22 protein-coding genes and 1 pseudogene are annotated in these 25,683 nt (G+C 55.9%); 10 read left to right on the top strand and 13 right to left on the bottom strand.

Going from position 1 to position 25,683, the window contains the following annotated elements:
- The 7 genes and pseudogenes from ttcA to nifJ all read right to left on the bottom strand — a co-directional run bounded on the left by ttcA (nt 1) and on the right by nifJ (nt 7,824).
- The gene (gene ttcA, locus ABLU78_RS02685; protein WP_032711785.1) at nt 1-936 is read right to left on the bottom strand and encodes a tRNA 2-thiocytidine(32) synthetase TtcA; all 936 of its coding nucleotides are present in this window, start codon (nt 934-936) and stop codon (nt 1-3) included.
- Between the two features lie 47 nt (nt 937-983).
- Nucleotides 984-1,253 (bottom strand): annotated as a pseudogene (locus ABLU78_RS02680) (tyrosine-type recombinase/integrase); the annotation flags it as partial.
- Between the two features lie 34 nt (nt 1,254-1,287).
- Nucleotides 1,288-1,623: a HigA family addiction module antitoxin gene (locus ABLU78_RS02675; RefSeq protein WP_032711784.1), complete on the bottom strand. Its 336-nt coding sequence runs from the start codon at nt 1,621-1,623 to the stop codon at nt 1,288-1,290.
- Between the two features lie 57 nt (nt 1,624-1,680).
- Nucleotides 1,681-1,977: a type II toxin-antitoxin system RelE/ParE family toxin gene (locus ABLU78_RS02670; RefSeq protein WP_032711783.1), complete on the bottom strand. Its 297-nt coding sequence runs from the start codon at nt 1,975-1,977 to the stop codon at nt 1,681-1,683.
- A 236-nt stretch (nt 1,978-2,213) separates the two neighbouring features.
- Nucleotides 2,214-2,648: a universal stress protein UspF gene (gene uspF, locus ABLU78_RS02665; protein ID WP_015366316.1), complete on the bottom strand. Its 435-nt coding sequence runs from the start codon at nt 2,646-2,648 to the stop codon at nt 2,214-2,216.
- Nucleotides 2,649-2,792: 144 nt separating this feature from the next.
- Nucleotides 2,793-3,935, bottom strand: a complete 1,143-nt coding sequence (gene ompC / locus ABLU78_RS02660) for a porin OmpC (protein WP_048228811.1) — start codon at nt 3,933-3,935, stop codon at nt 2,793-2,795.
- A 361-nt stretch (nt 3,936-4,296) separates the two neighbouring features.
- Complete coding sequence (nifJ, locus tag ABLU78_RS02655) at nt 4,297-7,824, bottom strand: pyruvate:ferredoxin (flavodoxin) oxidoreductase (RefSeq protein ID WP_047042482.1); 3,528 nt, start codon at nt 7,822-7,824, stop codon at nt 4,297-4,299.
- Nucleotides 7,825-8,478: 654 nt separating this feature from the next.
- Here nifJ and ABLU78_RS02650 point away from each other — a divergent pair.
- A complete protein-coding gene (locus ABLU78_RS02650) occupies nt 8,479-8,745 on the top strand; it encodes a DUF333 domain-containing protein (protein WP_015705621.1) in 267 nt (88 codons plus the stop codon).
- 16 nt (nt 8,746-8,761) lie between these two features.
- On the opposite strand, the gene hslJ is transcribed toward ABLU78_RS02650, so the two are convergent.
- The 3 genes from hslJ to ABLU78_RS02635 form a co-directional block, all read right to left on the bottom strand.
- Nucleotides 8,762-9,184, bottom strand: coding sequence for a heat shock protein HslJ (gene hslJ / locus ABLU78_RS02645; protein ID WP_015366322.1), 423 nt, complete (start codon nt 9,182-9,184; stop codon nt 8,762-8,764).
- A 125-nt stretch (nt 9,185-9,309) separates the two neighbouring features.
- Nucleotides 9,310-10,299, bottom strand: coding sequence for a 2-hydroxyacid dehydrogenase (locus ABLU78_RS02640; RefSeq protein WP_015366323.1), 990 nt, complete (start codon nt 10,297-10,299; stop codon nt 9,310-9,312).
- 146 nt (nt 10,300-10,445) lie between these two features.
- Nucleotides 10,446-10,946, bottom strand: coding sequence for a DedA family protein (locus ABLU78_RS02635; protein WP_032708230.1), 501 nt, complete (start codon nt 10,944-10,946; stop codon nt 10,446-10,448).
- A 186-nt stretch (nt 10,947-11,132) separates the two neighbouring features.
- Here ABLU78_RS02635 and ABLU78_RS02630 point away from each other — a divergent pair, with 186 nt between their 5' ends.
- From ABLU78_RS02630 to ABLU78_RS02620, 3 genes are read left to right on the top strand one after another with little or no spacing between them, the layout of a single operon-like run.
- Nucleotides 11,133-13,766: a YdbH family protein gene (locus ABLU78_RS02630; protein WP_048228810.1), complete on the top strand. Its 2,634-nt coding sequence runs from the start codon at nt 11,133-11,135 to the stop codon at nt 13,764-13,766.
- Nucleotides 13,763-13,948: a YnbE family lipoprotein gene (locus ABLU78_RS02625; protein WP_032714641.1), complete on the top strand. Its 186-nt coding sequence runs from the start codon at nt 13,763-13,765 to the stop codon at nt 13,946-13,948. Before ABLU78_RS02630 ends, ABLU78_RS02625 begins: the two co-directional genes overlap by 4 nt.
- Nucleotides 13,949-13,955: 7 nt before the next feature.
- Nucleotides 13,956-14,279 carry a YdbL family protein gene (locus ABLU78_RS02620; protein ID WP_015366327.1) on the top strand — a complete coding sequence of 108 codons (324 nt, stop codon included), beginning with the start codon at nt 13,956-13,958 and terminating at the stop codon, nt 14,277-14,279.
- Here the strand turns inward: ABLU78_RS02620 and feaR are convergent, their stop codons facing one another.
- Entirely contained in the window at nt 14,280-15,188 is a 909-nt protein-coding gene (feaR, locus tag ABLU78_RS02615; RefSeq protein ID WP_015366328.1) for a transcriptional regulator FeaR, read from the bottom strand.
- 235 nt (nt 15,189-15,423) lie between these two features.
- Between feaR and ABLU78_RS02610 the strand changes: the two genes are divergently transcribed.
- Together ABLU78_RS02610 and ABLU78_RS02605 are read left to right on the top strand one after the other, a co-directional pair.
- The gene (locus ABLU78_RS02610; RefSeq protein ID WP_015366329.1) at nt 15,424-16,923 is read left to right on the top strand and encodes an aldehyde dehydrogenase family protein; all 1,500 of its coding nucleotides are present in this window, start codon (nt 15,424-15,426) and stop codon (nt 16,921-16,923) included.
- 517 nt (nt 16,924-17,440) lie between these two features.
- On the top strand, nt 17,441-18,391 hold the full coding sequence (locus ABLU78_RS02605; RefSeq protein WP_048228809.1) for a zinc-dependent alcohol dehydrogenase family protein: 951 nt from the start codon (nt 17,441-17,443) through the stop codon (nt 18,389-18,391).
- A 2-nt stretch (nt 18,392-18,393) separates the two neighbouring features.
- On the opposite strand, the gene tynA is transcribed toward ABLU78_RS02605, so the two are convergent.
- Nucleotides 18,394-20,661, bottom strand: a complete 2,268-nt coding sequence (gene tynA / locus ABLU78_RS02600; RefSeq protein ID WP_048228808.1) for a primary-amine oxidase — start codon at nt 20,659-20,661, stop codon at nt 18,394-18,396.
- Between the two features lie 183 nt (nt 20,662-20,844).
- Nucleotides 20,845-22,890, bottom strand: coding sequence for a phenylacetic acid degradation bifunctional protein PaaZ (paaZ, locus tag ABLU78_RS02595; protein ID WP_048228807.1), 2,046 nt, complete (start codon nt 22,888-22,890; stop codon nt 20,845-20,847).
- A 286-nt stretch (nt 22,891-23,176) separates the two neighbouring features.
- Between paaZ and paaA the strand changes: the two genes are divergently transcribed.
- Genes paaA through paaD form a run of 4 tightly spaced genes read left to right on the top strand, consistent with a single transcriptional unit; the run spans nt 23,177 to nt 25,677 of the window.
- A complete protein-coding gene (gene paaA, locus ABLU78_RS02590) occupies nt 23,177-24,106 on the top strand; it encodes a 1,2-phenylacetyl-CoA epoxidase subunit PaaA (protein WP_015366333.1) in 930 nt (309 codons plus the stop codon).
- 11 nt (nt 24,107-24,117) lie between these two features.
- Entirely contained in the window at nt 24,118-24,405 is a 288-nt protein-coding gene (gene paaB / locus ABLU78_RS02585) for a 1,2-phenylacetyl-CoA epoxidase subunit PaaB (protein ID WP_002902768.1), read from the top strand.
- 7 nt (nt 24,406-24,412) lie between these two features.
- On the top strand, nt 24,413-25,168 hold the full coding sequence (gene paaC / locus ABLU78_RS02580) for a 1,2-phenylacetyl-CoA epoxidase subunit PaaC (RefSeq protein ID WP_015705612.1): 756 nt from the start codon (nt 24,413-24,415) through the stop codon (nt 25,166-25,168).
- Between the two features lie 11 nt (nt 25,169-25,179).
- Nucleotides 25,180-25,677, top strand: coding sequence for a 1,2-phenylacetyl-CoA epoxidase subunit PaaD (gene paaD, locus ABLU78_RS02575; protein ID WP_004224495.1), 498 nt, complete (start codon nt 25,180-25,182; stop codon nt 25,675-25,677).
- The last annotated feature ends 6 nt before the right edge of the window (nt 25,678-25,683 follow it).

Below are 25,683 nucleotides of genomic sequence, written 5' to 3'. Positions count from 1 at the left end.
TTATTTTACTTCAACCACATTCAGACGCAGTTCATCTAACTGAGCGTCTTCTTCTTCCGGTTGCCAGCCCGCAGGCTGCAGCGGGATCTCTTCGCGGTCAAAGGCCAGATCGCCGCCGTCAACCACCGCAGAACCGTGTGTGATGGATTTAAAATCAAACAGATTGACGTCGCTCAGGTGCGACGGCACCACGTTCTGCATTGCGCTAAACATGGTTTCGATACGGCCAGGATAGCGTTTATCCCAATCGCGCAGCATATCGGCGATCACCTGACGCTGCAGGTTAGGCTGGGAGCCGCACAGGTTACAAGGAATAATCGGGAAGCCTTTGGCCTGCGAGAAGCGTTCGATATCTTTTTCGCGGCAGTAGGCGAGCGGGCGGATAACGATATGTTTGCCGTCATCGCTCATCAGCTTCGGCGGCATACCTTTCATTTTGCCGCCGTAGAACATATTGAGGAATAGCGTCTGCAGGATATCGTCGCGGTGATGGCCGAGCGCGATTTTGGTCGCGCCCAGTTCGGTCGCCGTACGGTAGAGAATGCCGCGACGCAGACGAGAACACAGTGAGCAAGTGGTTTTGCCTTCCGGGATTTTCTCTTTAACGATGCCGTAAGTGTTCTCTTCGACAATCTTATACTCAACGCCCAGCTGTTCCAGATACGCCGGCAGAATGTGCTCCGGGAAGCCCGGCTGTTTCTGATCGAGGTTAACGGCCACCAGCGAGAAAGAAATAGGCGCGCTTTTTTGCAGGCTGCGCAGAATTTCCAGCATGGTATAGCTGTCTTTACCGCCGGAAAGACAGACCATAATACGGTCGCCATCTTCAATCATGTTGAAGTCGGCGATCGCCTCACCGACATTGCGACGCAGTCGTTTCTGCAGTTTGTCGATATTGTATTTTTCTTTCTTTGTAACTTGCTGATTATCTTGCATTATTAACGTTCTCTGAAACTAAAGGGGCATATAGGGGGCAAAATGATTTAAAGCCCAAGCCGGGAATTCAGCATTGAAAGCTGGTCGCCGTTCATCTCTTCAATCCATGTACTGTAAACTTCGTACACCATCTGTGCGTTTTCATGCCCCATCTGAATGGCTATAAAAGACGGGTTTACGCCAGCCGACAGCAGCCAGCAAGCGAAAGTATGCCGCGTATGGTACGGATTCTTGCGCCGAATGCCAGCGCGTTTTACTGCTGCCTCCCAACGGCTTCCTCTGCGGCTGTGTGAGTAGTACGGTTTTTGCTCGCCATTTGAAAAGCCCGCAGTTAAGCGGGCTCGCGGGGAATCAGGCGACTTTCTTATCAGCTTTGCTGGCGATAAATTTCGAGGCAGGAACAATGCGGCTAAACTCTTCCTGCGCGCGGGTGTCATTCTCCACCTCCCACAAATCTACAGCAGCCTGAAGGTTAAGCCAGAAATCAACGGTGGTATTGAAGGCTTTAGACAGGCGAAATGCCATGTCAGTAGTTAGTTTGCGGTTGTTGTTAACTAATGCACTTACACTATTACGATGCACATGTATCATTTCCGCAAGTTCGTTGATTTTTAAATCTAGCGGCTCCAGGTATTCAAACTGCAGGATGTCACCTACGGTAGTTGGTTTTCTGGTTGCCTGTTTCATAGTATTCCTTGAGGTTTTTGAGTTTCAAAAGGCGCCAGCTGCAACAGGCACCCTTATTTAGTACTTGTGCGGATCCAGGTAAAGGTCTTCCGCTTTTCCATCCACCCACTTAAATATTAAGCGGTACTGCTGGTTAATTCTAATTGACGAATAACCTTCCAATTTGCCGTTTAGCTCTTCATATCTATTACCAGGTGGCGAGCGTAAATCCAGATAGGTAACGGCGGCATTGATGATATCGAGTTTGCGAGCTAGCGTGGTATGTATGTCTGGAGGAATTTTTTCATGTGGTGCCGAGTGCAAAAAAAACTCTTCCAACCATACATCACGAAAGCTACCTATGTGATTCTGCATTCCATTTAAACCTCCCTGATCCTTTATGTGGTCATTTTACTGCACTCATGCACAGTGCGCAAGTGCAGTAAAATCTTGTTCAGATTACAGGTTGAAAAGTAGATCTCTTATTGTGAGGGAGCGTTTGCTGGTGGGGTTGTAGGTATTCCTGCAAAAAAACCATGCACCTCCGACATACTGAATATGTCCCTTGAGAAGGTCGAGTGCGTAAAGCCCGCCGGGCGGCGGGCTTGGGATTACCTGACGACCAGCACCGAGCACTCGGCATGGCGCACCACCGCCGCGGCGTTAGAGCCGAGCAGATAGGTAGTAATGTCCGGGCGATGCGAGGCGATAATGACCAGGTCGGCGGGCAGCGATTTAGCCAGCGCCAGAATCTTATCTTTTGGCGAGCCCTCGGCAACGTGGAAATGCATTCTGTCTTCCGGAATGGCGAAGCCTTTGGCTAATTCGCGCAGTTGCGCTTCCGATTCAGCGCGTAGTTCATCCATAGCCGGCAGTTCAGCGGTATAGGCCATGCCCAGGGAGGCGTAGTAGGGTAGCGAAGGGATAACGGTCAGGAAATGCACCTGCGCGTCATCGACGCGAGCTTCGGATTCAACGTGGCGGATCACACGTTGCGTAAATTCTTTATCAGAAATATCGATGGGTACCAGAATCATTCTACTCATAAAACCTCCTGTTTTAATAACCACCAAAACAGTATGCCATCAGGATTGAGGTTCTACTACAGCGTGAATCACAAATTGCTACGGGAACCGGCATTTTATTGGCGGTTGAAGTGAAATGCCCGCCGCGAGCGGCGGGCGCAAGCATTAGAACTGATATACCAGACCCAGCGCTACGATATTGTCGGTAGAAATACCGTTGTCTTTATAGAAGTCGTCATTGCCGTCGAGCAGGTTGATTTTGTAATCAACGTAGGTGGACATATTACGGTTGAAGTAATAGGTCGCGCCGACATCCATATATTTAACCAGATCTTTATCGGAGTACTGGCCGCCGTAGACCAGATCTTTACCTTTGGACTGCAGGTAGGAAATTGCCGGACGCAGACCGAAATCGAACTGATACTGTGCAGTAACTTCAAAGTTCTGGGTTTTGTTGGCGATGGTGCCATTCTGATTGCCGTACGGCGTCATGTTACGGGTTTCAGAATACATGGTCGCCAGGTAGATGTTGTTCGCATCGTATTTAACACCTGCGGTCCAGGCATCGGCTTTATCACCGCCCGCGGTAGACTGATGGGTCTGCTCGTTGGTACGGTCAGAAGAGCTGTAGGCCGCGCCTACGCTGACGCCCATACCTAAATCATAGGTAGAGGAGATACCGAAGCCATCGCCGTTGGCGTTTTTAACATCGCGGCCGTCGCCATTGGCGGTACCTTCCTGGCTGGCGGAAGGGTTATATTCGTGGCTGGACTGATCTTCATTTTTACCCTGATACTGCAAGGCGAAGTTCAGGCCGTTAACCAGGCCGAAGAAATCGCTGTTACGATAGGTTGCGACGCCGTTGGCGCGGCCGGTCATAAAGTTGTCAGCGTAGGTGTAAGAGTCGCCGCCGAACTCCGGCAGCATATCGGTCCAGGCTTCGACGTCGTACAGGACGCCGTAGTTACGGCCATAGTCGAATGAACCGTAGTCGCCTGCTTTGATCCCGGCGAACGCCAGACGGGTCCATGCCTGATCGCTTGAGCTTTCAGTATTGTTAGCCTGAACGTTGTATTCCCACTGACCGTAGCCGGTCAGCGTATCGTTAATTTGCGTTTCACCTTTAAAGCCGAAGCGCAGGTAGGTCTGGTCGCCGTCTTTACTGGAGTCGCTGGAGAAATAATGTAAACCGTCTACCTTGCCGTAGAGATCTAATTTGTTGCCATCTTTATTATAAATTTCTGCCGCGTGAGCAGCGCCGGCAGCCAATAATGCCGGGATAACCAATGCCAGTGCTTTTCTTTTCATTTGGATATTCCTTTAACTATTTTTGTTTTAACTTCCTGGGTGGAAGTACGGCCATGCTAAAGGAGCGCATTCTGATATGATAAGTATCAATTGTTACAATATAAGTAAATTCTAAAGCAAATAAATATACAGTAATGATAATTTTCCGCATGAATATATTGTGAGGATGCATATAAAATAAAAATTATACATCATCGTTTGAATATCGTATTCTGCCTGGGTTATATGCCTTTATTGTCATTTAAAATTTATATTGTTGCCGTCGCATTCATATCGAATGATTAATTCGTCGGAAAATGACAAGCCCGAATAGTTTTACTATTCGGGCTTTTTTTATTGCGCCAGATATCCGTCTGCCGGGTTAACTTTCGGTGGTCGGTTTCTCCGCTTTACCTGCCAGTTGGGCCAGGAAGTCATAGCGTTTTTGCAGGTCGGCGGCCGCGTCCTTCCACAACTGCTCGGCGACTTCCGGCTGCTGGGCGTTCAGACGACGGAAGCGTTGCTCGTTGAGCAGCGTTTCCGCCAGCGCATCCGACGGCGGGCGCGAGTCCAGCGCCAGCGGCAGCTTGCCTTCATCGGCGCGACGCGGGTCGAAGCGGTACAGCGGCCAGAAGCCGGTTGCCGTCAACTGGCGCATCTGGTCGTGGCTCAACGCCAGGTCATAGCCGTGCTCCTCGCATGGGCTATAGGCGATAATCAACGATGGACCCGGATAGGCTTCCGCCTCCTGAATCGCCTTCACCGTCTGGTTAAGTTGTGCGCCGAGCGAAATCTGCGCCACATAGACATGACCGTACATCATCATGCTTACGCCGAGATCTTTGCGCGCCTTACGTTTGCCATGTTCGCCAAACTTGGTGACTGCGCCGAGCGGCGTCGCCTTTGATGCCTGACCACCGGTATTGGAGTAACATTGCGTATCGAGCACCAGGATATTGACGTTTTCGGTCAGGCTCAGCACATGGTCAAGACCGCCAAAGCCAATATCATAGGCCCAGCCATCACCGCCGATAAGCCAGACTGATTTCTCGACTAACGCATCCGCATCGGTGAGTAGCTCTTCGGCCCCTTCGACCCCCGTCAGCGCCTGACGCAGCTCGGCGACCTGTTGGCGGCGCGCTTCCGGCGACGCTTCCGTATGCAGCGCGGCGTTCAATTCGGCTGGAAGTTTATCGGCAAATTCGCTCAACAACCGCATCACACGCTGGCGGTGTTGGTCGACGGTTAAGCGGAAGCCAAGGCCGAATTCGGCGTTATCTTCAAACAACGAGTTGGCCCACGCCGGACCACGTCCGTTAGCGTCAGTGGTATAAGGCGTTGAGGGGAGGTTGCCGCCGTAAATGGACGAACAACCGGTGGCGTTGGCAATCAACATCCGATCGCCATACAGCTGGGTCAACAGTTTGATATACGGCGTTTCGCCGCAGCCCGAGCAGGCGCCAGAGTATTCAAACAGCGGGCTAATTAACTGCGAGGTGCGAATATCAATGCGCTCAAGTTTGGTGCGATCGATTTCCGGCAGGTTGAGGAAGTAGTCGTAATTGACTTTCTCTTCTTCAACGTGCTCAAGGCGCGACATCATATTGATGGCCTTGATGTCCGGATTCTGGCGATCTTTCGCCGGGCACACTTCGACGCAAAGGTTGCAGCCGGTGCAATCTTCCGGCGCGACCTGCAGAACGTATTTCTGCCCGCGCATATCGCGGGATTTCACATCCAGCGAGTGCAGGCTGGCTGGTGCGTTTTCCATCTCTTGTGGAGCGACCACTTTGGCGCGGATCGCCGAATGCGGACAGGCGGCGACGCAGTGGTTGCACTGGGTACACAGCTCTTCCTTCCAGATCGGGATCTCTTCGGCAATGTTGCGTTTCTCCCAACGGGTGGTGCCCATGGGCCAGGTACCATCTGGCGGCAGCGCGGAGACCGGCAGCGCATCGCCAAGGCCGGCAAGCATCGCCGCGGTGACGGTTTTGACAAAGTCCGGCGCGGCATCGGAGACCACTGGCGGACGGTTGGGGCTGCTGGCGTTAACCGGCTGCAGCGGCACTTCCGCCAGCGATTCGCGGGCCAGCGCCAGCGCCTGCCAGTTGCGTTCCACCAGCTCCTGGCCTTTGCTGCTGTAGCTTTTGGCAATCGCACCCTGTAGTTCGGCCAGCGCGCTGTCGCCCGGCAGGATTTGGGTTAAATGGAAAAAGGCCATCTGCATAACGGTGTTGATGCGCGCGCCAAGGCTGCACTCACGGGCGATTTTCGCCGCGTTAACGACATAAAAGCGCGCCTGCTTTTGATTCAGCGCGGCCTGTACTTCCTGGGGCAGACGGGACCATACCTCATCAGCGCTATAGGGGGTATTGAGCAGGAAAATGCCGCCGGGCTTCAACCGCTCTACCATCTGATATTTATCGATAAACTGCAGTTGGTGGCAGCCGACGAAATCGGCCTGCGAGATCAGATACGACGAGCGGATCGGTTTTTCGCTGACGCGTAGGTGCGAGACGGTCAGGCCGCCGGCCTTCTTCGAATCATAGACAAAATAGCCCTGTGAGAACCACGGCGTGGAGTTGCCAATAATCTTGATATTGTTCTTGGTCGCCGAGACGCTACCGTCGCTACCGAGGCCGTAAAACAGCGCTTCCAGCTTCGCTTCCGCCGGTAGCGTATTTTCCGCCAGCGGCAGCGAAAGGTTAGTCACATCATCATAAATGCCAACGGTAAAGCGGGGTTTTGGCTGTGCGGCCTGTAACTCATTAAAGATAGCCAGCACGCATTCCGGGCCAAACTCTTTGGACGAGAGACCATAACGGCCGCCGATAGTACGCGGTAGCGTTTCGCGCTCGCCGCGGTTGAAGGCTTCCGCCAGCGCGGTCATCACGTCGAGATACAACGGTTCGGCAAGCGCGCCGGGTTCTTTGGTGCGATCCAGTACGGCAACCGCGCGGGCGCTCTCCGGTAATGCCTGCAGCAGATGCGTGGCGGAGAACGGGCGATAGAGGCGAACTTTCAGCACGCCGACCTTTTCCCCACGGCTCAGCAGTTCATCAACGACCTCTTCACAGGTGCCGATAGCGGACCCCATGATGACAATAACCCGTTCCGCCTGCGGGTGACCGTAAAATTCGAACGGTTTGTACTGGCGACCGGTTGCGGCGGCGAAATCATTCATCGCCGTCTCAACGTGCTCGTATACGGCGTCGTACCACGGGTTGGTCGCTTCACGGGACTGGAAATAAGTGTCCGGGTTGGCGGAGGTGCCGCGAATGACCGGATGCTCCGGGTTAAGGGCGCGTTGGCGATGCTCGGCGATTTTATCCTGCGGCAGCAGGGAACGAATGGTGTCATCCGCCAGCGGCGCGATTTTGTTGATTTCGTGCGAGGTGCGGAAACCATCAAAGAAATGGATAAACGGCACCCGGCTTTGCAGCGTGGCGATATGGGAGATCAGCGCGAAGTCTTGCGCTTCCTGGACGCTGCTGGCGCACAGCATCGCGCAGCCGGTCTGGCGCACGGCCATCACGTCGGAATGATCGCCGAAAATTGACAGGGCGTGGGTAGCCACGGTGCGGGCGGCGACGTGCAGGACAAATGGCATCAACTGGCCGGCCAATTTATACAGCGTCGGGATCATCAGCAGCAGGCCCTGCGATGACGTAAAGGAAGTGGAAAGGGCGCCGGTCTGCAGCGCGCCGTGCACGGCGCCGATAGCCCCGGCTTCCGACTGCATCTCGACCACGCGGGGGACATCGCCCCAGACGTTTTTCAGCCCATCGCCAGACCAGGCGTCAGCCTGCTCCGCCATCGTTGAACTGGGCGTAATCGGGTAGATGGCGATAACTTCACTCGTGCGAAACGCGACTGAAGCGACCGCGCCATTACCGTCAATCGTAATCATAAGAAGACACCCTTACATTGCGCAAAAAGAAGGGACCCGTGAAACGGCGACGAGTCCTGTAATTATGCTTTCATTTTAGCAAACGCCCGCCGCGGCCATTTTCGCATTTGTGTCCTTGGGAATGTCCTTATCTATGTTTGGATCAATTTTTTGGCGGAAAAACAAAAATGTGGCTGGTAAAGGGTCGAAGAAGGTGTTGACGGATACCTACGCTGCACTGCTTAAACAAAGCAAAATCTATTTTTAAATTTAATAGCTTTTAGCCAACCTGTAATCGCGTGCTATTTATTTGCTGCGGTGAATTCCCCTCTGCGGCGGAGCGTTCAGTTCAGTCTCCTGTTGGCGAAAATTAGCACGCGAATTAGTTCGAACTGGCTAATTCACCGGGAGGCACCCGGCACCGCAATCACCATTCGCAAACTATGAAACCCGATCGCTGCAAGCGTGATTTTTTCGTCGGGAAAATATTTAGCGCTGGAATGAAAGCCGCGCTGCTGCGGCGCTTTGCCTGACGAGATCAAGCTTTAAGCGGAAAATTTGCTAGAAAATGTTAATGAGGCGCATAAATACGTATTTCGCCTCTCGACGGCAGGCGCTGCGCTGCCTATTATTCTTGAGTTTGTTTATTCTAAGATGTTTCTGAAGGGGGAGAGGATGCGAGCTGCGTTTTTAGTGGGATGTGCGGCGTTATTACTGTCGGCTTGTAGTAACGAGCCGGTGCAACAAGCCACCGCGGCACACGTTCCGCCCGGCATGCGCGCGGCGATGAGCGACAGCGGCCAGGCGAATTGCGCGATGGTTGGCGGTTCATTATCGGTTGCCCGCCAGCTTGATGGCACCGCTATTGGCATGTGCGCGCTACCGAACGGTAAACGCTGCAGTGAGCAGGCCTTAGCGGGCGGAAGCTGCGGAAACTACTAATACGCAAGGCGTGTGGTTACATTAAATCGGCGAGTTTATATACCAGCGATTGGTCGGCGGTCGCCAGCGTGAGCTGATTCTCCGTCAGATCGACCTGCGCGCCATCGCGCAGCATTTTGCTGAGGGTATTATCCAGCGCGTTCCGTTGTGGATCCGCGCACAGCTTACGCGTCATCGCCAGCTGTTCAACTTTTAGCTCGCCGTCTGACAGCTTGCCCTCGCCGCTGAAGCCGTTGCACATCGTGCCTGACACATACATTTTTTCGCCGAAGCTAATTTCCGGCGGCGGCGTCTGGCTTGCCGGTAGCGCCTGGCCGTTAACGCTGGTCAGCACAAAACGGTGATGTTGTAGTTGTTCGGCGTTGGTAGAAACTTTGCTGTTGTATACGCAGCCCGATAGCAGCATGCCCGCCGCCAGCAGTGCAGCAAACTTATTCATTCGTACTCCAAAACATTTGTCATATCAATAAAACGAAAAACAGTGTAACTGTAATGCAGGCAGGATCTGTGGGGATTGTCTGAATGTGCCCCCCGTTAGCGGGGAGCACAAAAGGGGAAAGAAGCTTAGACCAGCGCGTTCGGGCAGGTTTCGCCCTTAGCTACCTGCTGCAGATTGCCAAGCGTTGTCTCGGAAATACCGATCAGCGCCTCAGCCGTCAGGAATGCCTGGTGCCCGGTAAACAGGACGTTGTGGCAGGCGGAGAGCCGGCGGAACACGTCATCCTGGATGACATCATTCGATTTATCTTCAAAGAACAGATCGCGTTCATTTTCATACACGTCCATTCCCAGTGCGCCGATTTTCTGATGCTTCAGCGCGTCGATAGCCGCTTGTGAATCTATTAGCGCGCCGCGGCTGGTATTAATGACCATCACGCCGTCTTTCATCTGATCGAATGCCGCCTGGTTGAGCAGGTGATAGTTTTCGTTGGTAAGCGGGCAGTGCAGGGAGATGACGTCGGACTGCGCGTACAGCGTCGGCAGGTCGACATATTCAACGCCGAGATCCAGCGCCGCCGCGCTCGGGTAGGGATCAAACGCCAGCAGGCGCATACCGAAACCTTTGAGGATCCGCAGCGTCGCGACGCCGATTTTACCGGTGCCGATCACCCCTGCGGTTTTGCCGTACATCGTGAAGCCGGTCAGCCCTTCCAGCGAGAAGTTGGCATCGCGGGTACGCTGATAGGCGCGGTGAATGCGACGGTTCAACGACATCATCATACCGATGGCGTGTTCAGCAACGGCTTCCGGCGAGTAGGCCGGGACGCGCACGACGCGCAGGCCCAGCTCTTTAGCCGCATCAAGATCGACGTTGTTAAAGCCGGCGCAGCGTAGTGCGATGTATTTCACGCCGTGGGCTTTTAGCTCTTCCAGCACCGGGCGGCTGCCGTCGTCGTTAACGAAGATACATACCGCTTCACAGCCGTTGGCCGTTTTCGCGGTCTTTTCGGTCAGCAGGAAGTCGAAAAATTCCAGTTCAAAGCCGTATGCGTCGTTAACATGCTGCAGATACTTTTTATCGTACTGCTTGGTACTATAAACAGCGATTTTCATAAGGCTTTCCTCTAGTGATAATACCGTCACGGTAGCATAATTAAAATAATCTTACAGATATTAAAAATTAGTTTAATCATCAGGTTATGATATTAATTCTAGAGCATATCGCAGTCTTAAGAAATCTCTTTAAAAGACAATACGTTTCACCAAAAACTGAGGCTGAATGCCCCCGGCGCCAGCAGGATAAATGGCCAGAGTAACCCTGATGCCACATTGGCAACCTGGAAACGCCATAGCGGTGTACCGCTGGCGCCGGTGACCAGCGGTAACGTTGCGCGCAGCGGCGACAGAAAACGGCCGAAGAACACCGCCCAACCGCCGTGACGGCGCAGGAATAGCTGGCTACGCAGCACGCGTTCGGCGCTGAGCCAGCGTAGGCGTTGCAGATGATGCTGATAGCGCCGGCCAATTTGCCATGAGAGCCAGAATCCGCCGATTGCGCCCAGGCTGGCGCTTAGCCACATTAACAGGAAATGACCGATGCTGGTTGAGGCAAGGGCTCCGAGCACCAGCAAACCCGAGGTACCGGGGATCACAAAAGAGATGAGGGCGCAGGATTTACTGAAGGTCAGCAGAAAAACAATCAGTAATACCAATGAATAATGGCTCTGGGCGCGTTCGATCAGCGAGATAATGAGCTCCACGGAATAACGGCTCCTTATTACCTGTTTTTCCAAGTGTCGCAGGCACAATTTAAACGAAGTCTAAATAGTTATTCAGCAGAAATGAGTGCGACTATCCTTAATCAGGACGTTAACTTTCACTCGCGGGTCGAACGTGCCACAATAGGCGCCTATCGGCTTTTACTTAGAATCAGGATTTGACTGCCCATGAAGGGTAAATATAAAGCCGCTCTTGCGCTGTTATTAGCTCTAATTTTGCTGCCGTTGGCCCTGCTGGCCACATTAACGCATTGGGTTCCGACGCTGGCGGGTATCTGGCTGCCGGTCGGCACGCGGATCTCGCTTGGCGAAAGTCCGCGCCTGACGCGCTCCTCGTTGGTTATCCCCGATTTACGCTACCTGGTGGGCGATTGTGAAATTGCTCGCGTCAGCAACGCGCGTCTTACCCGTCCCAGCCGCTGGCGGCTACACCTGAGTGAACTGGATATCAATAGCGCCTGCCTGGCTAAGATCCCCGCCAGCGAACCGCTCTCCGGCGCGCCGCGAACCCTCGCCGAGTGGCAATCAATGCTGCCTTATAGTTGGTTAACTATCGACAATCTGCGCCTGTCGCCGTGGGAAAAATGGCAGGGAAAACTGGTGATGTCGTTGACGCCTGGGCAGCAGGATATCGGTTATTCAGGCAAAGAGGTCACGCTACAGGCGAAACTGCGCGGCCAGACCTTAACGGTCAGCAATTTCAGCGCGCGGCTGGTGGAAGATCAGGCGCCGGTTAAGCTGGTCGGTGAATTCGAAATGCCGCTGGTGCCGGATGGTCTACCGGTCGATGGCCATCTGGTCAGCACCTTCGAGTTCCCACAAACGCCGGGTCTGGTGGATGCGGAACTGGAATGGCAGAAAAACCGCGGCCAGCTGCTGGTCACGCCGCGCGGTGAGGTCGAGCCGATGCTCGACCTGCCGTGGGAGATCACCCCTGAACGTATCACCATCAGCGATGGGCGCTGGAACACGGTGTATGCCGGCTATCCGCTTAGTGGGCGGGTGGCGCTTTCGTTTGGTGACTGGCAGAAAGGCACCGAGGAGATGGAAATCAGCGGCCGGCTCAACGTGTTAACGCACGGCGAAGCGGGTAAAGGCAACGCCGTGCTGAATATTGGCCCAGGTAAGCTAAGCATGGACCACAGCGACATGCCGCTCAGCCTGACCGGCGAAGCCAAGCTCGACGATATGATTTTTTATGCCGTGCTGCCCGCAAAACTCAGCGGCCCGCTGATGACGCCAGAGCTGGCTTTCCATCCCGGCGCGCTGCTGCGTTCACGCGGGCGGGTGATTGACTCGCTGAACATCGATGAGATCCGTCTGCCGTTGGCGGGGGTGAAAGTGACGCAGCAGGGGGTGGATGGCCGCCTGCAGGCGATACTGCGCGCCCATGAACAGGAAATGGGCGATTTTACCCTGCATCTGGATGGGCAGGCCGACAATTTTATGCCCGACCGCGGTCGCTGGTCGTGGCGTTATTGGGGCGATGGTCACTTTTCGCCGATGCAGGCGCGCTGGGATGTGAAAGGCGCCGGTGAGTGGCGGGATAGCGCCATTATTCTTAACAGCCTGTCGACCGGGTTCGATAAGCTACAGTACGGCACCATGCTGGTCAGCACGCCGCGCCTGACCCTCGATAAACCCATTCACTGGCTGCGCAATGAACAGCATCCAAAATTCAGCGGCACGTTGTCGCTGGATGCCGGTAAAACCACCTTCAGCGGCGGCAGCGTTCTGCCGCCGTCAACGCTCAAATTCAATATTGATGGCCGCGATCCGACCTGGTTCCTGTTTAACGGCTCATTGCACGCGGAGAAAATCGGCCCGATTCGTCTGACCGGCCGTTGGGACGGCGAACGCTTGCGTGGCCAGGCATGGTGGCCGAAACAGGCGCTAAGCGTATTCCAGCCGCTGATTCCGCCGGACTGGAAAATGACCCTGCGTGAAGGTGATATGTATGCGCAGGTGGCGTTCTCCGCGGCAGCCGGGCAGGGCTTTGAGGCCGGGGGCCATGGCGTCTTAAAAGGCGGTAGCGCCTGGATGCCGGACAACCAGATCAACGGCGTCGACTTTGTTCTGCCATTCCGTTTCAGCGGCGGGAGCTGGCAGCTCGGTACCCGCCGTCCGGTTTCACTGCGTATTGGCGAAATCGTCAACCAGTTCACCGCCAAAAACCTGAGTGCCGATCTCCAGGGAACATGGCCCTGGAGCGAGCAGGATCCGCTGGAATTGAGCAACGTTAATGTTGATATCCTTGGCGGCAAGCTGTCCATGCAGCAGCTAAGGATGCCGCAGCATCAACCGGCGCTGCTGCGTCTGCAGAATATCTCCAGCAGTGAGTTGATAAGCGCCATCAAAGTAAAACAATTTGCGGTCTCTGGCGCGTTTAACGGCGCGTTACCGTTATGGCTGAACAACGATAAATGGATCATTAAAGACGGCTGGTTTAGCAACCCCGGCCCGATGACCCTGCGGCTGGATAAAGACACCGCCGATGCGTTGGTGGCCGATAACGTCTCCGCCGGCGCGGCAATTAACTGGCTACGCTACATGGAAGTCTCGAAATCATGGACGCGCATCAACCTTGATAATCTCGGCAAGCTGACGATGAGCGCGGCGATTAGCGGCACCAGCCGGGTGGACGGAAAAAGCAGCACCGTGCATTTAAACTATACCCATGAAGAGAATATTTTCGATCTGTGGCGCAGCTTGCGCTTCGGCGACAATTTGCAGGCATGGCTTGAGCAGAATGCGAAACTGCCCGCCCCGCGCTGTACGGATACATGTAAGGAACCAAAATGATAAAACTGTTCGCCGCGGCGCTGGCGACCCTGCTGATGGCAGGCTGTACGCCGCGTATTGAAATCGCCGCGTCCAAGGAGCCGATCACCATCAATATGAATGTCAAAATTGAGCATGAGATTCATATTAAGGTGGATAAGGATGTCGAAAATTTGCTGAAGTCACGTAGCGATCTGTTCTGAGGCGATAATGAGAAAACGACTGCTGACTGCCACCCTGGCGTTAATGCTGTTGAGTAGCCCGGCGCTGGCGCTGACCTTGAATGAGGCGCGGGCGCAGGGTCGAGTGGGGGAGACGCTGAACGGCTATCTGGCGCCGCTGAAACAGGATGCGCAGACGTTGGCGTTAGTTAAACAGATTAATGCCGCGCGCAGCGAAAGCTACCAGCAACTGGCGGACGACAATAATCTGCCGGTGGATGAGGTGGCGAAAATGGCCGGACAGAAACTGGTCGCCCGCGCGCAGCCGGGAGAATATGTGCAGGGGATTAACGGTAAATGGTTGCGCAAATAGTTAACGATAGCGCTTGCGGTATTCGCCAGGCGACACACCGAAGCGCTGCTTAAACGCCGTTGAAAAATGGCTATGGTCGCTAAAGCCCCAACTGTAGCCAATTCCCGCCAGTTTCTCTTCATCGTGCGCGTTTTGTAACGCCCGGGCGCACAGGTCAAGACGCCGGTTTTTAATATACTGCGCGACCACCAGACCCTTATCGGCAAACAGGCGGTACAGGCTGCGTACCGACATGCCGGTTTCCCCGGCCAGCCACTCCGGACGCAGCTGTTCCGACTGTATCGACTCATCTATCAACGCCATGATCTTTTGAAATTGCTTGTCGCGGCGCGTCGGCGGTGCGTCCTGTTGCAGCAGCATTGGGCGTAACAGGCAGATGATAGCCTCCAGTGCCGCTTCGCCTTCGCTTTCTGAGAGCGCCGGGCTGCGTAAACTTTCTTGCAGCAACCGCTGGCTGAGCTGGACCATCGGCAGCGTTTTATTCAGCCGGGTGGCGATACTGATGTCGCCGCCGTGCAGCTGGCTTTCCACGAGCTGGCGGGGCAGCAGCAGCGAAGCCTGTTTTGACGTGTGTTGCCAGAAGATAGAACAGGGGCGCGAGGCATCAATGAGCGTGATATCGCCGGCTTCGAGCGCCACCTGGCGCTCGTCCTGCTCGATAGCCGCCTGGCCTTCGAGCTGAAAAACGGTATAGAACCAGGCGTCGTTGTCGCGTTTGATTTCGTTACGGGTGCGGTAAAGATTGACGCCGCGTGCGGTGACGGTACTGACTTTGAGACTACCGGTATAGCTTGCATCAATCTCGCCATGGAATTCGTCGCCCAGCGGACGGGCGGCAAAATGGCCGCATACCTGATTAATCTTCGCTAACCAACGCTGATAGTCCTGCCCGCTTTCTACCGTCGCCATTGTCTGCACCTTGTAATAATAATGTTTCTGCATTGTTGCATTTATGCCGTGAGTGGCAAGAGCGCAGCGTGGAGTATATGAAAGAACTATTACCTGCGGCACATTTCACCGCCTTTCTGGGCGCTTAATTGCGGGACCTGTCACAGCGGCAACAACGATTGTCACAGAGAAAAAAGCGCAAATGGCTGACCCGTCCTAGACTGTGTTCACTATCCGCGAACAATAAGGAAGTCGCATGTCCACATCACAGGTCGCGCTGCTCGCCAGCGTACAGCAGTTTCTCGACAGACAGCATGGCTTATATATTGATGGCAACCAGCAGGCGGCGCAGAGTGAAAAACGCTTAACCGTCTGGGACCCGGCCACCGGCCAGGCGATTGCCACTACGGCAGATGCTAATGCCGCCGACGTTGACCGCGCGGTGATGTCCGCCTGGCGCGCTTTTGTCGCCCGTAGCTGGGCCGGGCGCACGCCTGCCGACCGCGAGCGGATCCTGCTGCGTTTCGCCGATCTGGTGGAGCAGCATGGTGAAGAGCTGGCGCAGCTCGAAACCCTTGAACAGGGGAAGTCGATCAATATTTCGCGCGCGTTTGAAGTCGGTTGCACCCTCAACTGGATGCGCTACACCGCCGGGCTGACCACCAAAATCAGCGGCCGTACGCTGGACGTTTCCATTCCGTTCCCGGAAGGCGCGCGCTATCAGGCGTGGACCCGTAAAGAGCCGGTTGGGGTAGTGGCGGGGATTGTTCCGTGGAACTTCCCGCTGATGATCGGCATGTGGAAAGTGATGCCGGCGCTGGCTTCCGGCTGTTCAATTGTGATTAAACCCTCCGAGACGACGCCGTTAACGTTGCTACGGGTAGCGGAGCTGGCAACGGAAGCCGGGATCCCGGATGGCGTCTTTAACGTCGTCACCGGCAGCGGCGGCGAGTGCGGCGCCGCCTTAACCACCCATCCGCAGGTGGCGAAAGTGAGCTTCACCGGTTCGACCGCCACCGGCAAGCATATTGCCCGCGCGGCAGCTGACCGTCTGACCCGCGTAACCCTTGAACTCGGCGGCAAAAACCCGGCCATTGTGCTGAAAGATGCCGATCCGCAGTGGGTGATTGAAGGGTTGATGACCGGAAGTTTCCTCAATCAGGGGCAGGTATGCGCCGCCAGTTCGCGGATCTATATAGAAGCGCCGCTGTTTGATAACCTGGTCGCTGGCTTTGAGCAGGCGGTGAAATCGCTGCAGGTGGGGCCGGGAATGGTTGAAACGACGCAGATTAACCCGGTGGTGTCGCAGGCGCACTGCGCCAAAGTGGCCGCTTATCTGGATGAAGCGCGTCAACAAAACGCCGAGCTGATTAGCGGTAACGTTGGGCCAAATGGCAACGGTTTTTATATTGCGCCGACGCTGGTGATTAATCCGGATGCCGGGCTGCGCCTGAATCGCGAAGAGGTGTTCGGCCCGGTGGTAAACCTGGTGCGCGTCGCCGATGGCGAAGAGGCGCTACGTTTAGCCAACGACAGTGATTTTGGCCTCACCGCCAGTGTCTGGACCCGCGACCTGACCCAGGCGCTGAACTATACCGATCGCCTGCAGGCCGGTACGGTATGGGTTAACAGCCATACGCTGATTGATGCCAACCTGCCGTTCGGCGGAATGAAGCAGTCCGGTACCGGGCGCGATTTTGGTCCGGACTGGCTGGACGACTGGTGCGAAACCAAATCGGTGTGCGTGCGCTACTGATTTTTTGTCGGATGGCGCTACGCTTATCCGACCTACGGTTCGTGCGGCCTGCCTTTAATTTATTCACCATGCTGACTGAAACTGCCGGTGTTGGTGGCCTCAAAATCGCTGAGACGTTCCCGGAAGGCCGGGGCAGCCCGCATGGATGCGGGCTGAGGGCCGTGTTTTGCACGGACGCTGCCTCGGCCCGACCCGAAGCCTGCAGGGATAAGTCGAAGGCACCACGAAGTGGCGATTTTGGCGGCCAGAGCCCGGGAGTACAGAGGGCGGCGGCGACTGGCCGCCCTTTGTGCGCTCCCTGCGCCATGATAGACATAACGCAGAAGACATTTCGGGAGCGCAATGTGCTCTGAAATAATAAAAAACAACTGTTTTTCCCGGACCAAAACAGTTGCAAATCGATAACAGTATCTACAGCGCTGTGCGATTTGGTAGCCCGGAGAAGGCGCACATACCTCTTCCCCCTGAGCGCTGATTTGCTATGATCGGCGCTCTTTTTTTCTGATGTTGCCCCACTATGTGGAATGATGCGCTTTGCTATCAGCAGTACGGCGCGCCGGAAACGGTGCTCGCGCTGCATCACCTGCCGTTGCCGCCGCTGGCACCCGGACTTGTTCGGGTACAAATGCGCTATGCGCCGGTCAACCCTTCCGATCTGATTCCCATTACCGGCGCTTACCGCCATCGTACGACGCTGCCATCGGTGGCGGGCTATGAAGGTGTTGGGGTGGTAGTTGAAGACTCGACAAACGGTCGCCCACTTCTGGGGCAACGGGTTCTGCCGCTACGCGGCGCCGGAACCTGGCAGCGTTATCTCGATATTGACCCGCGCTGGCTGGTGCCGGTCGCTGAAGATATTGATGACATCCTGGCCGCGCGCGGCTATATCAATCCGCTGACCGCGATGCTGATGCTCACGCGCTGGCCGGTAGCGGGGAAACAGGTGCTTTTGACCGCCGCTTCATCGTCCTGCGCCAGCCTGCTGGGACAGTGGGCGCTAGCCATGGGCGCGCGTTCGGTCAGCGGTATTATTCGTTCGCCGCAGCACATCGCGCGCTTACAGCAATATGGCGTCTACCCGCTACTTGAAGGCGATAGAGCGCTGGTTGAACAAGTAAGCCAGTACAGCGATCTGGTGTTTGATGCGGTGGGCGGTGAGCTGGCGAATTTTCTGCTGGTGGTACTGCCGCAGACGTCAACGCTGGTCTCTTACGGGTTATTATCCGGTAAACCGCTCACCCAGACGCGAGGCTGCGCAGCGGTACGCAAATTTCATCTGCGGGAGGCCTTACCGACACTCAGCGTTGATGCGTGGCAGGCGGCGTTTGCCGGGATCTGGCGACAACTGCCGACCACGGCGCAGCCCGCCGCGCAGGTGATAAAGCTGTGCGACTGGCGTGAGGCGATTGTCGCCGCAGGCCAGCCAGGAAGAGGCGGTAAAATCCTGCTCGATTTCACCGCGGGCTAAGATTACTTTTTCTTCTCGCCAAGCGTTGGGGTTTCGTCAAAGAAGTTCCACGGCTTGAGTAGCGCATGCGCCCATTCGGTCGGCATGATCGGCCACTCTTCGGCGCGAGCGACGTGAGTGGTGCCGGTGGTAATCCACACGACGTCGTCGTGGTTAGTCAGCGACTCATCATCCTTCGCGTACTGGCCTAAGCCGGTATCCTGGGCGGAACGGTTAGGGTATTTCCCTTCCGGATAACGCTCTGTCGGGTGGTAACGCGTCACCCACAGCTGTTTATCCATAAAGCTCAGACGATGATATATCCACTCGTCCGGGGCGAACTTCGCGCCGGTCGCCGCCGGATGCGTGCCGCCGGCATAAGGGATAATCTGGTAAGAGACCGGGTTACCCATGCGGTTCTCTTTGCTGGTGTTGCTCAGCAGGCGGATAGTGCCAGGGTCGAATTTCTGCGCCGCTTTCTGCTCGCTATCGATTGTGTACTGATTCACCTGCATGGTGCTGGTGCGCGGGCCGCCGGCGGTGTTTGGCTTCACTTCAGGATCCATCGCCACCAGGGTGTTGTTTTCGCCGTCCACGTCGAGATCGAGGCGGAAATTATAAATATGCTGGTGGGTGGTGCCGACAATATTATGGTCGATCAGCGTCCCGTAGCGGGTATCCTCTTTAGCGCTGGGGTCGTGCATGGTCTTCGCCTTCACGCCTTTCACCGCTTCAATGCCGGTGGCGCCGGCATCGATACCGATGGTGCCATTGTCGTGGAACACCCAGTCAAAGATATAATCATAGTTCCCAACGGTACTGATCCAGCGTACCACCAGTTCCCGGCGTTCGGTGCTGACGTTGGGTTTGCCCATTTCCAGGTGCTTATACTCAGGCCCGGCATAGCGTTCGAATATGGCCACCGCCCCTGGAATAGTGGTGGGTTTGCCGGTGTAATCGGCGATAGTTTCGTCCAGCAGTACTGCATTTGACGGCGCATCTTTACCGCGAACAATAGGCGATGTTAGGGTGCCCATGCCGTAATCGCCGGAGTCCAGATAGGCTTTGAAATACCAGCCGACGTCAGGGTCGCCGTAGGGGACGATCATCCCGCCGAGGGAACCTTCATACATTACCTGGCGTTTTGTGCCGTTATCGTTGTAAGTCACCGTCGAGAGAATGGGCCCGACGCGCGAGTTCAGGCGCAGATGAAAATCCCAGTTCCGCCAGTGAATGGTATCGCCGGTGATCGTGTAGTTTTTGCCTTCCGGTTCGGTTATCTCCAGCGGTTTCACCGCCGGGGCGTTGCGGTCGCGACCATCGTAAGAACGGGGCTCCATCGGTACCGGGATCACCGGGCCTTCTTCGATTTTGATGATTTTCTTCGCTTCAAGGTCGACCACCGCCACCAGGTTTTCAATCGGGTGCGCCCAGTAGTTGCCGTCGCCGGTATCCAGATAACTGACGACTTTCAGCAGACGCGCATCCTGCTGCAGGCCATCTTTGCCATCAAAGTAGCCGACGGTGAGCGGGGTGGTGACCACCTTACTGGGATCGGTAATACCGTGCTTTTTCAGCACCTCAGCGAACTCGCTGCTGGCATTGATAATGTTCTGCACGCTGACGAAGTCATCGAGCAGTACCATACCGTGGGCGCCTTTAATCGGCGTCCAGGAGAGGATTTTTTTGTTTTGCAGATCGACGACGGCTTCAATGACGTGTTTGCCATCGAGCATCACCACATCGGCGGTGCGCGGGGCATCAACGGGCGTTCCCTGCAGGGCAAAGGCCCATACCGCCGCTTTATCCGGCTCGTGCAGCGAAATCTCAGTGAAGCGGGTATTCGGCTGGAACTCCGGAGCGGCTTTAACAATGGTCACTGCTTCACCGATTTCCGCCGCCGAGAGCGAATTTAACGGGTGAGGGCGTTTTTCTACCTGGAAGGTCTGATCGAGACCGGACTGGAATACATCGTTGATAAAGGTATCGGAGACCCAGGCTTTACCTTCCTTCATTACTACCGGCACCTGTAGATCAAGGGGTTTACCGTTGACGATCGCCGTTTTGGCGCCGGGTTTTACTTTGACGTAAGCGCCGTCTTTTATCAGGGTGAACATTTGCGCGTAGTCATCCCACTGCACATCGGCGCCGAACGCCTGCAGCGTTTTATCCAACGGCACCATGTGCGCTTCGCTACCGTGAGCGAAGACCGGTGATTGCCAGGCGCAAACCACCGCGACAGCCAGCGCCAGCGCGGTTTTACGAGGGGAAAACATCAAGCCGTTTGCCATTGTGACCTCATCTTATTGTTGTGTTGTTGTTGCCGCTGCGAATGTCGGCTTTGTTACGCTTACCCTAGCAGTCTGCCGCCCGGGAACGTTTGTTTGCTTTTGCCAGCTTGTTTGTCAGTTTTGCCAGACGGACGTAAAAAATGCCTCCGTAGAGGCATTAAGCGCGTGGGTGGTGCGTGTTGACTACGCCGGGAAGTCTCCCTGATGGCGCGCCACCAGGGTTAGAATGGAATACAGCGCCACCGCCTGCTGGTGCTGGTTGAAAATCTCGACAGCCCATTCCACCACGCCGGTGGCTTTCTCATCGGCGCTGCGCTGACGTTTGACCGTTTTCCGCTTACAGGTCAGGCGAACCTGAATGGTGTCTCCCGGTTTGACCGGCTCAATAAAGCGCAGGTTTTCCATGCCGTAGTTGGCGATAACCGGCCCGACGCCGGCATCGACGAACAGCCCGGCCGCAGCGGAGATCAGGAAATAACCGTGGACCACCCGCTCGCCGAAAATCGACTCAGCGGCGGCGATTTTGTCCATGTGCGCGTAGAAATGATCGCCGCTCAGGCAGGCGAAATTAACGATATCCGCTTCGGTCAGCGTTCGGCGCGGGGTTAATAAGCTATCGCCAGGCTGGATCTCTTCGAAGTATTTACGGAACGGGTGAATGCGGTCTTCATTCACCTGAGCGCCGCGCACCCACTGCTGGCTTATGGTTGCCAGCATCGTTGGGCTGCCCTGAATCGCGGTACGCTGCATATAGTGTTTCACCGAACGCAGTCCGCCGAGCTCTTCTCCGCCGCCAGCACGGCCGGGGCCGCCGTGTACCAGCTGGGGCAGCGGCGAACCGTGGCCGGTTGATTCTACGGAGGATGCTTCATTCAGTATCTGAATACGGCCATGCGCGCGCGCGGCGCCAAGGATAAACTCGCGCGCCAGCTCGCCGCTGGCGGTGACCAGCGTACCAGCCAGGCTACCGCCGCCGGCGCGTGCCAGCGTGAGCGCATGCTGGCGGTCGCGATACGGCATCAGCGTCGCTACCGGGCCAAAGGCTTCAATGGCGTGAACCTCTGGCGTTTCATCCGGCTGCGGGCAGTACAGCAGGGTCGGCGGGAAGAACGCGCCATCAGCATTAAGATCTGCCTGTCCGCCGAGCAGCACTTTACAGCCGGCGGCAATCAGTTTATTGACGTTATCCTGCACATCCTGACGCTGTTCGCGATTAACCAGGGCCCCCATCTTAATGCCCTCCTGCGCAGGGTCACCGACGGTTACTTTATGCAGGCGGGAGATCAGTGCATCGCTAACCGCATTAATCTGAGCCAGTGGCACGATGATTCTGCGGATAGCGGTACATTTTTGCCCGGCTTTCGCCGTCATCTCGCGGACCACTTCCCGAATAAACAGCGCGAATTCCGGTTGCTCCGGCGTGACGTCTTCACCTAATACGCAGCAGTTGAGCGAATCTGCTTCCATGGTAAAGGGAATAGATTTGGCCACCAGGTTAGGGTGCGTCCGTAGCTGTTGGCCGGTGGCGGCTGAGCCGGTAAAGGTCACCACATCCTGGCTATCGAGATGGTCGAGAAGATCGCTCGCGCCGCCGCAAATCAGGCTGATGGCGCCTTCCGGCACCAGGCCGCTGTCGACAATCGCTTTCACCATTGCCTGGGTGAGCTGGGCGGTAGCGGTTGCCGGTTTAATGATCGCCGGCATGCCGGCAAGCCAGGTCGGCGCCAGTTTTTCCAGCATTCCCCAGCAGGGGAAGTTGAAGGCGTTGATATGGATGGCGACGCCTGATTTTGATGTCAGCACATGACGCGCGGCAAAACCGCCCTGTTTGGAGAGCGGGATCAGCTCGTCTTCCGGCCACAGAATATCGTCCGGCAGTTCGCGGCTACCGAGCCCGGCATAAGTGAACAAAGTACCGATACCGCCTTCAATATCCACCCAACTGTCGGCGCGAGTGGCGCCGGTTTGCGCGGAGATGGCGTAGAACTCGTCTTTCTGCTCCAGCAACCGTTTTGCTACCGCTTTCAGCATCGCGCTGCGTTCAATAAAGGTCATCGCCTGCAGGGCTTTGCCACCGCGTTCAATCGCGAAACGACGCGCCTGCGCCATATCCAGGCCTTCACTGGTAACCTCCCAAAGCGCCGCGCCGGTGATGGCGTGATGGATAGTACGGGCGCGGCCCCGGCCGGTCTGCCAGGCGCCGGATAAGTAACTGGCTAACTGCTGCATCGCAAATCTCCAAATGTGTTACGCATGATTACTGTAAATAGTTCTTTTATGAATCATAAAATGCAAGTCTATATTTAATATTTTATTAACATTGTGATCGGTGGTTAATTGGGGTTTTTACTTATGTGACTGTTATGAATGCTATTTACAAAAGGTTTTGCGGTTATCATCACAAAAAGAACAAACAAAATTTGTGGTTTTATTTAACCAATATGTAACCTTCAATAAACAAAGTGATTCACATAAATGTTTTTGTTGTGAATATCGGAATCATAAAGGTGATGACGTGACAGAAGAACAACGCTTTGACCAGCGCATCGCGCAGGAAACGGCCATCGAACCGCGGGACTGGATGCCGGATGCCTACCGTAAGACCTTGATTCGTCAGATAGGTCAGCACGCGCACTCGGAAATTGTCGGCATGCTGCCGGAAGGCAACTGGATCACCCGCGCGCCGACGCTGCGCCGTAAAGCGATTCTGTTGGCTAAGGTACAGGATGAGGCCGGACACGGGCTGTATCTCTATAGCGCCGCGGAAACGCTGGGCTGCGCCCGGGAAGACCTGTATCAGAAAATGCTCGACGGGCAGATGAAGTACTCCTCCATTTTTAACTACCCGACCCTGAGCTGGGCCGATATCGGCGTGATCGGCTGGCTGGTCGATGGCGCGGCCATCGTCAACCAGGTGGCGCTGTGCCGGACCTCTTACGGCCCCTATGCCCGGGCGATGGTCAAAATCTGCAAAGAAGAGAGTTTTCACCAGCGCCAGGGATTTGAAGCCTGCATGGCGCTGGCGCAGGGCAATGACGCGCAGCGGCAGATGCTGCAGGACGCTATTAACCGCTTCTGGTGGCCGGCGCTGATGATGTTTGGCCCCAACGATGACAACTCGCCGAACAGCGCCCGCAGCATGGCGTGGAAAATCAAACTGCACTCCAACGACGAGCTACGTCAGCGCTTCGTCGATAACACCGTGCCGCAGGTAGAGATCCTCGGTATGACCGTACCGGACCCGGATTTGCAGTTTGATGAAGCCAGCGGCCACTACCGCTTCGGCGAAATCGACTGGCAGGAATTTAACGAGGTGATTAGCGGCCGTGGCATTTGCAATCACGAGCGGCTGGCCGCCAAGCGTAAGGCCTGGGAAGAGGGCGAATGGGTGCGCGAAGCCGCGCTGGCCCATGCGCAAAAACAGCAGGCCCGCAGCGCGGCATGAGGAGAGACAACATGAGCAAAGTTTACTGGCCGTTATATGAAGTGTTCGTTCGCAGCAAACAGGGGTTATCCCATCGTCACGTCGGCAGTCTGCACGCTGCCGATGATCAAATGGCGCTGGAGAATGCCCGCGATGCCTACACCCGCCGCAGCGAAGGCTGCTCAATTTGGGTGGTGAAGGCCAGCGAAATCGTTGCTTCGCAGCCGGAAGATCGCGGCGAATTCTTCGACCCGGCGGAAAGCAAAGTCTACCGTCATCCGACTTTCTATACCGTGCCGGACGGCATGGAACATATGTGAGGCGGTGATGAATAACCCTAACCCCGTAGCCACCTACGCCCTGCGTCTTGGCGACAATGGTCTGGTTCTGGCCCAGCGTTTAGGCGCCTGGTGCGGCCATGCTCCCGAACTCGAGATCGATCTTGCGCTGGCCAACATCGGCCTCGACCTGCTCGGCCAGGCGCGCAATTTTTTAAGCTATGCCGCCGAGCTTAACGGCTGCGGCGACGAAGATACGCTGGCCTTTGGCCGCGATGAGCGCCAGTTCAGCAACCTGCTGCTGGTGGAGCAGCCAAACGGCAATTTTGCCGACACTATCGCCCGCCAGTTCTTTATCGACGTCTGGCACGTCGCTCTGTTCAGCCGCCTGGTGAACAGCCGCGACACGCAGCTGGCGGCCATTGCCGCTAAAGGGCTGAAAGAGGTGCGTTACCACCAGCGCTTTAGCCGCGGCTGGCTGGAGCGTCTGGGTAACGGCACCGAGTTATCAAATCGCAAAATGCAGCAGGCGGTCGACAATCTGTGGCGCTTCACCGGCGAACTGTTCCTTGCCGATGAAGTGGATCTCAGCCTGGTTGAGCAGGGCATTGCGGTTGATCCGCGTGAGCTTCAGGCCGAATGGCAAAGCGCGGTACACACGGCGCTGCTCGACTCCGGCTTACAAATCCCGCAGGAAGCGGCCTTCCGCAGCGGCGGCAAACAGGGGCTGCACAGTGAACATCTCGGCCCGCTGCTGGCGGAGATGCAATATCTGCAGCGTTCGCATCCCGGACTGCAGTGGTAAGTGAGGTGACTATGCAACGTCTTGCCGATATCGCTCCTGCAGAGGTTCGCACCATCTGGGGATTATTAAGCGCGATCCCGGATCCGGAAGTGCCGGTACTCACTATCACCGACCTCGGTATGGTACGCAGCGTCGCGCGCCATGGCGACGGCTGGGTGATTGGCTTTACCCCGACCTATTCGGGCTGTCCGGCGACGGAGCATCTGCTGGGCGAGATCCGTACGGTCATGAGCGAGCATGGCTTTCTGCCGGTGCATATCGTCCTGCAGCTGGATCCGCCGTGGACCACCGACTGGATGAGTCAGGATGCTCGCGAGCGCCTGCGCCAGTACGGCATCAGCCCGCCCCAGGGGCACGCCTGCCATGCGGACATGCCCGCTGAGGTGAGCTGTCCGCGCTGCGGCAGCACCCATACTTCGCTGATTAGCGAATTCGGTTCCACGGCCTGCAAAGCGCTCTATCGCTGCGACAGCTGCCGGGAACCTTTTGATTACTTTAAATGTATTTGAGGTTGC

The sequence above is a fragment of the Klebsiella sp. JN_Kp122 genome, from assembly GCF_040062085.1.
GTDB lineage: Bacteria > Pseudomonadota > Gammaproteobacteria > Enterobacterales > Enterobacteriaceae > Klebsiella > Klebsiella aerogenes.
This window is presented reverse-complemented; position numbering and strand designations above follow the sequence as displayed.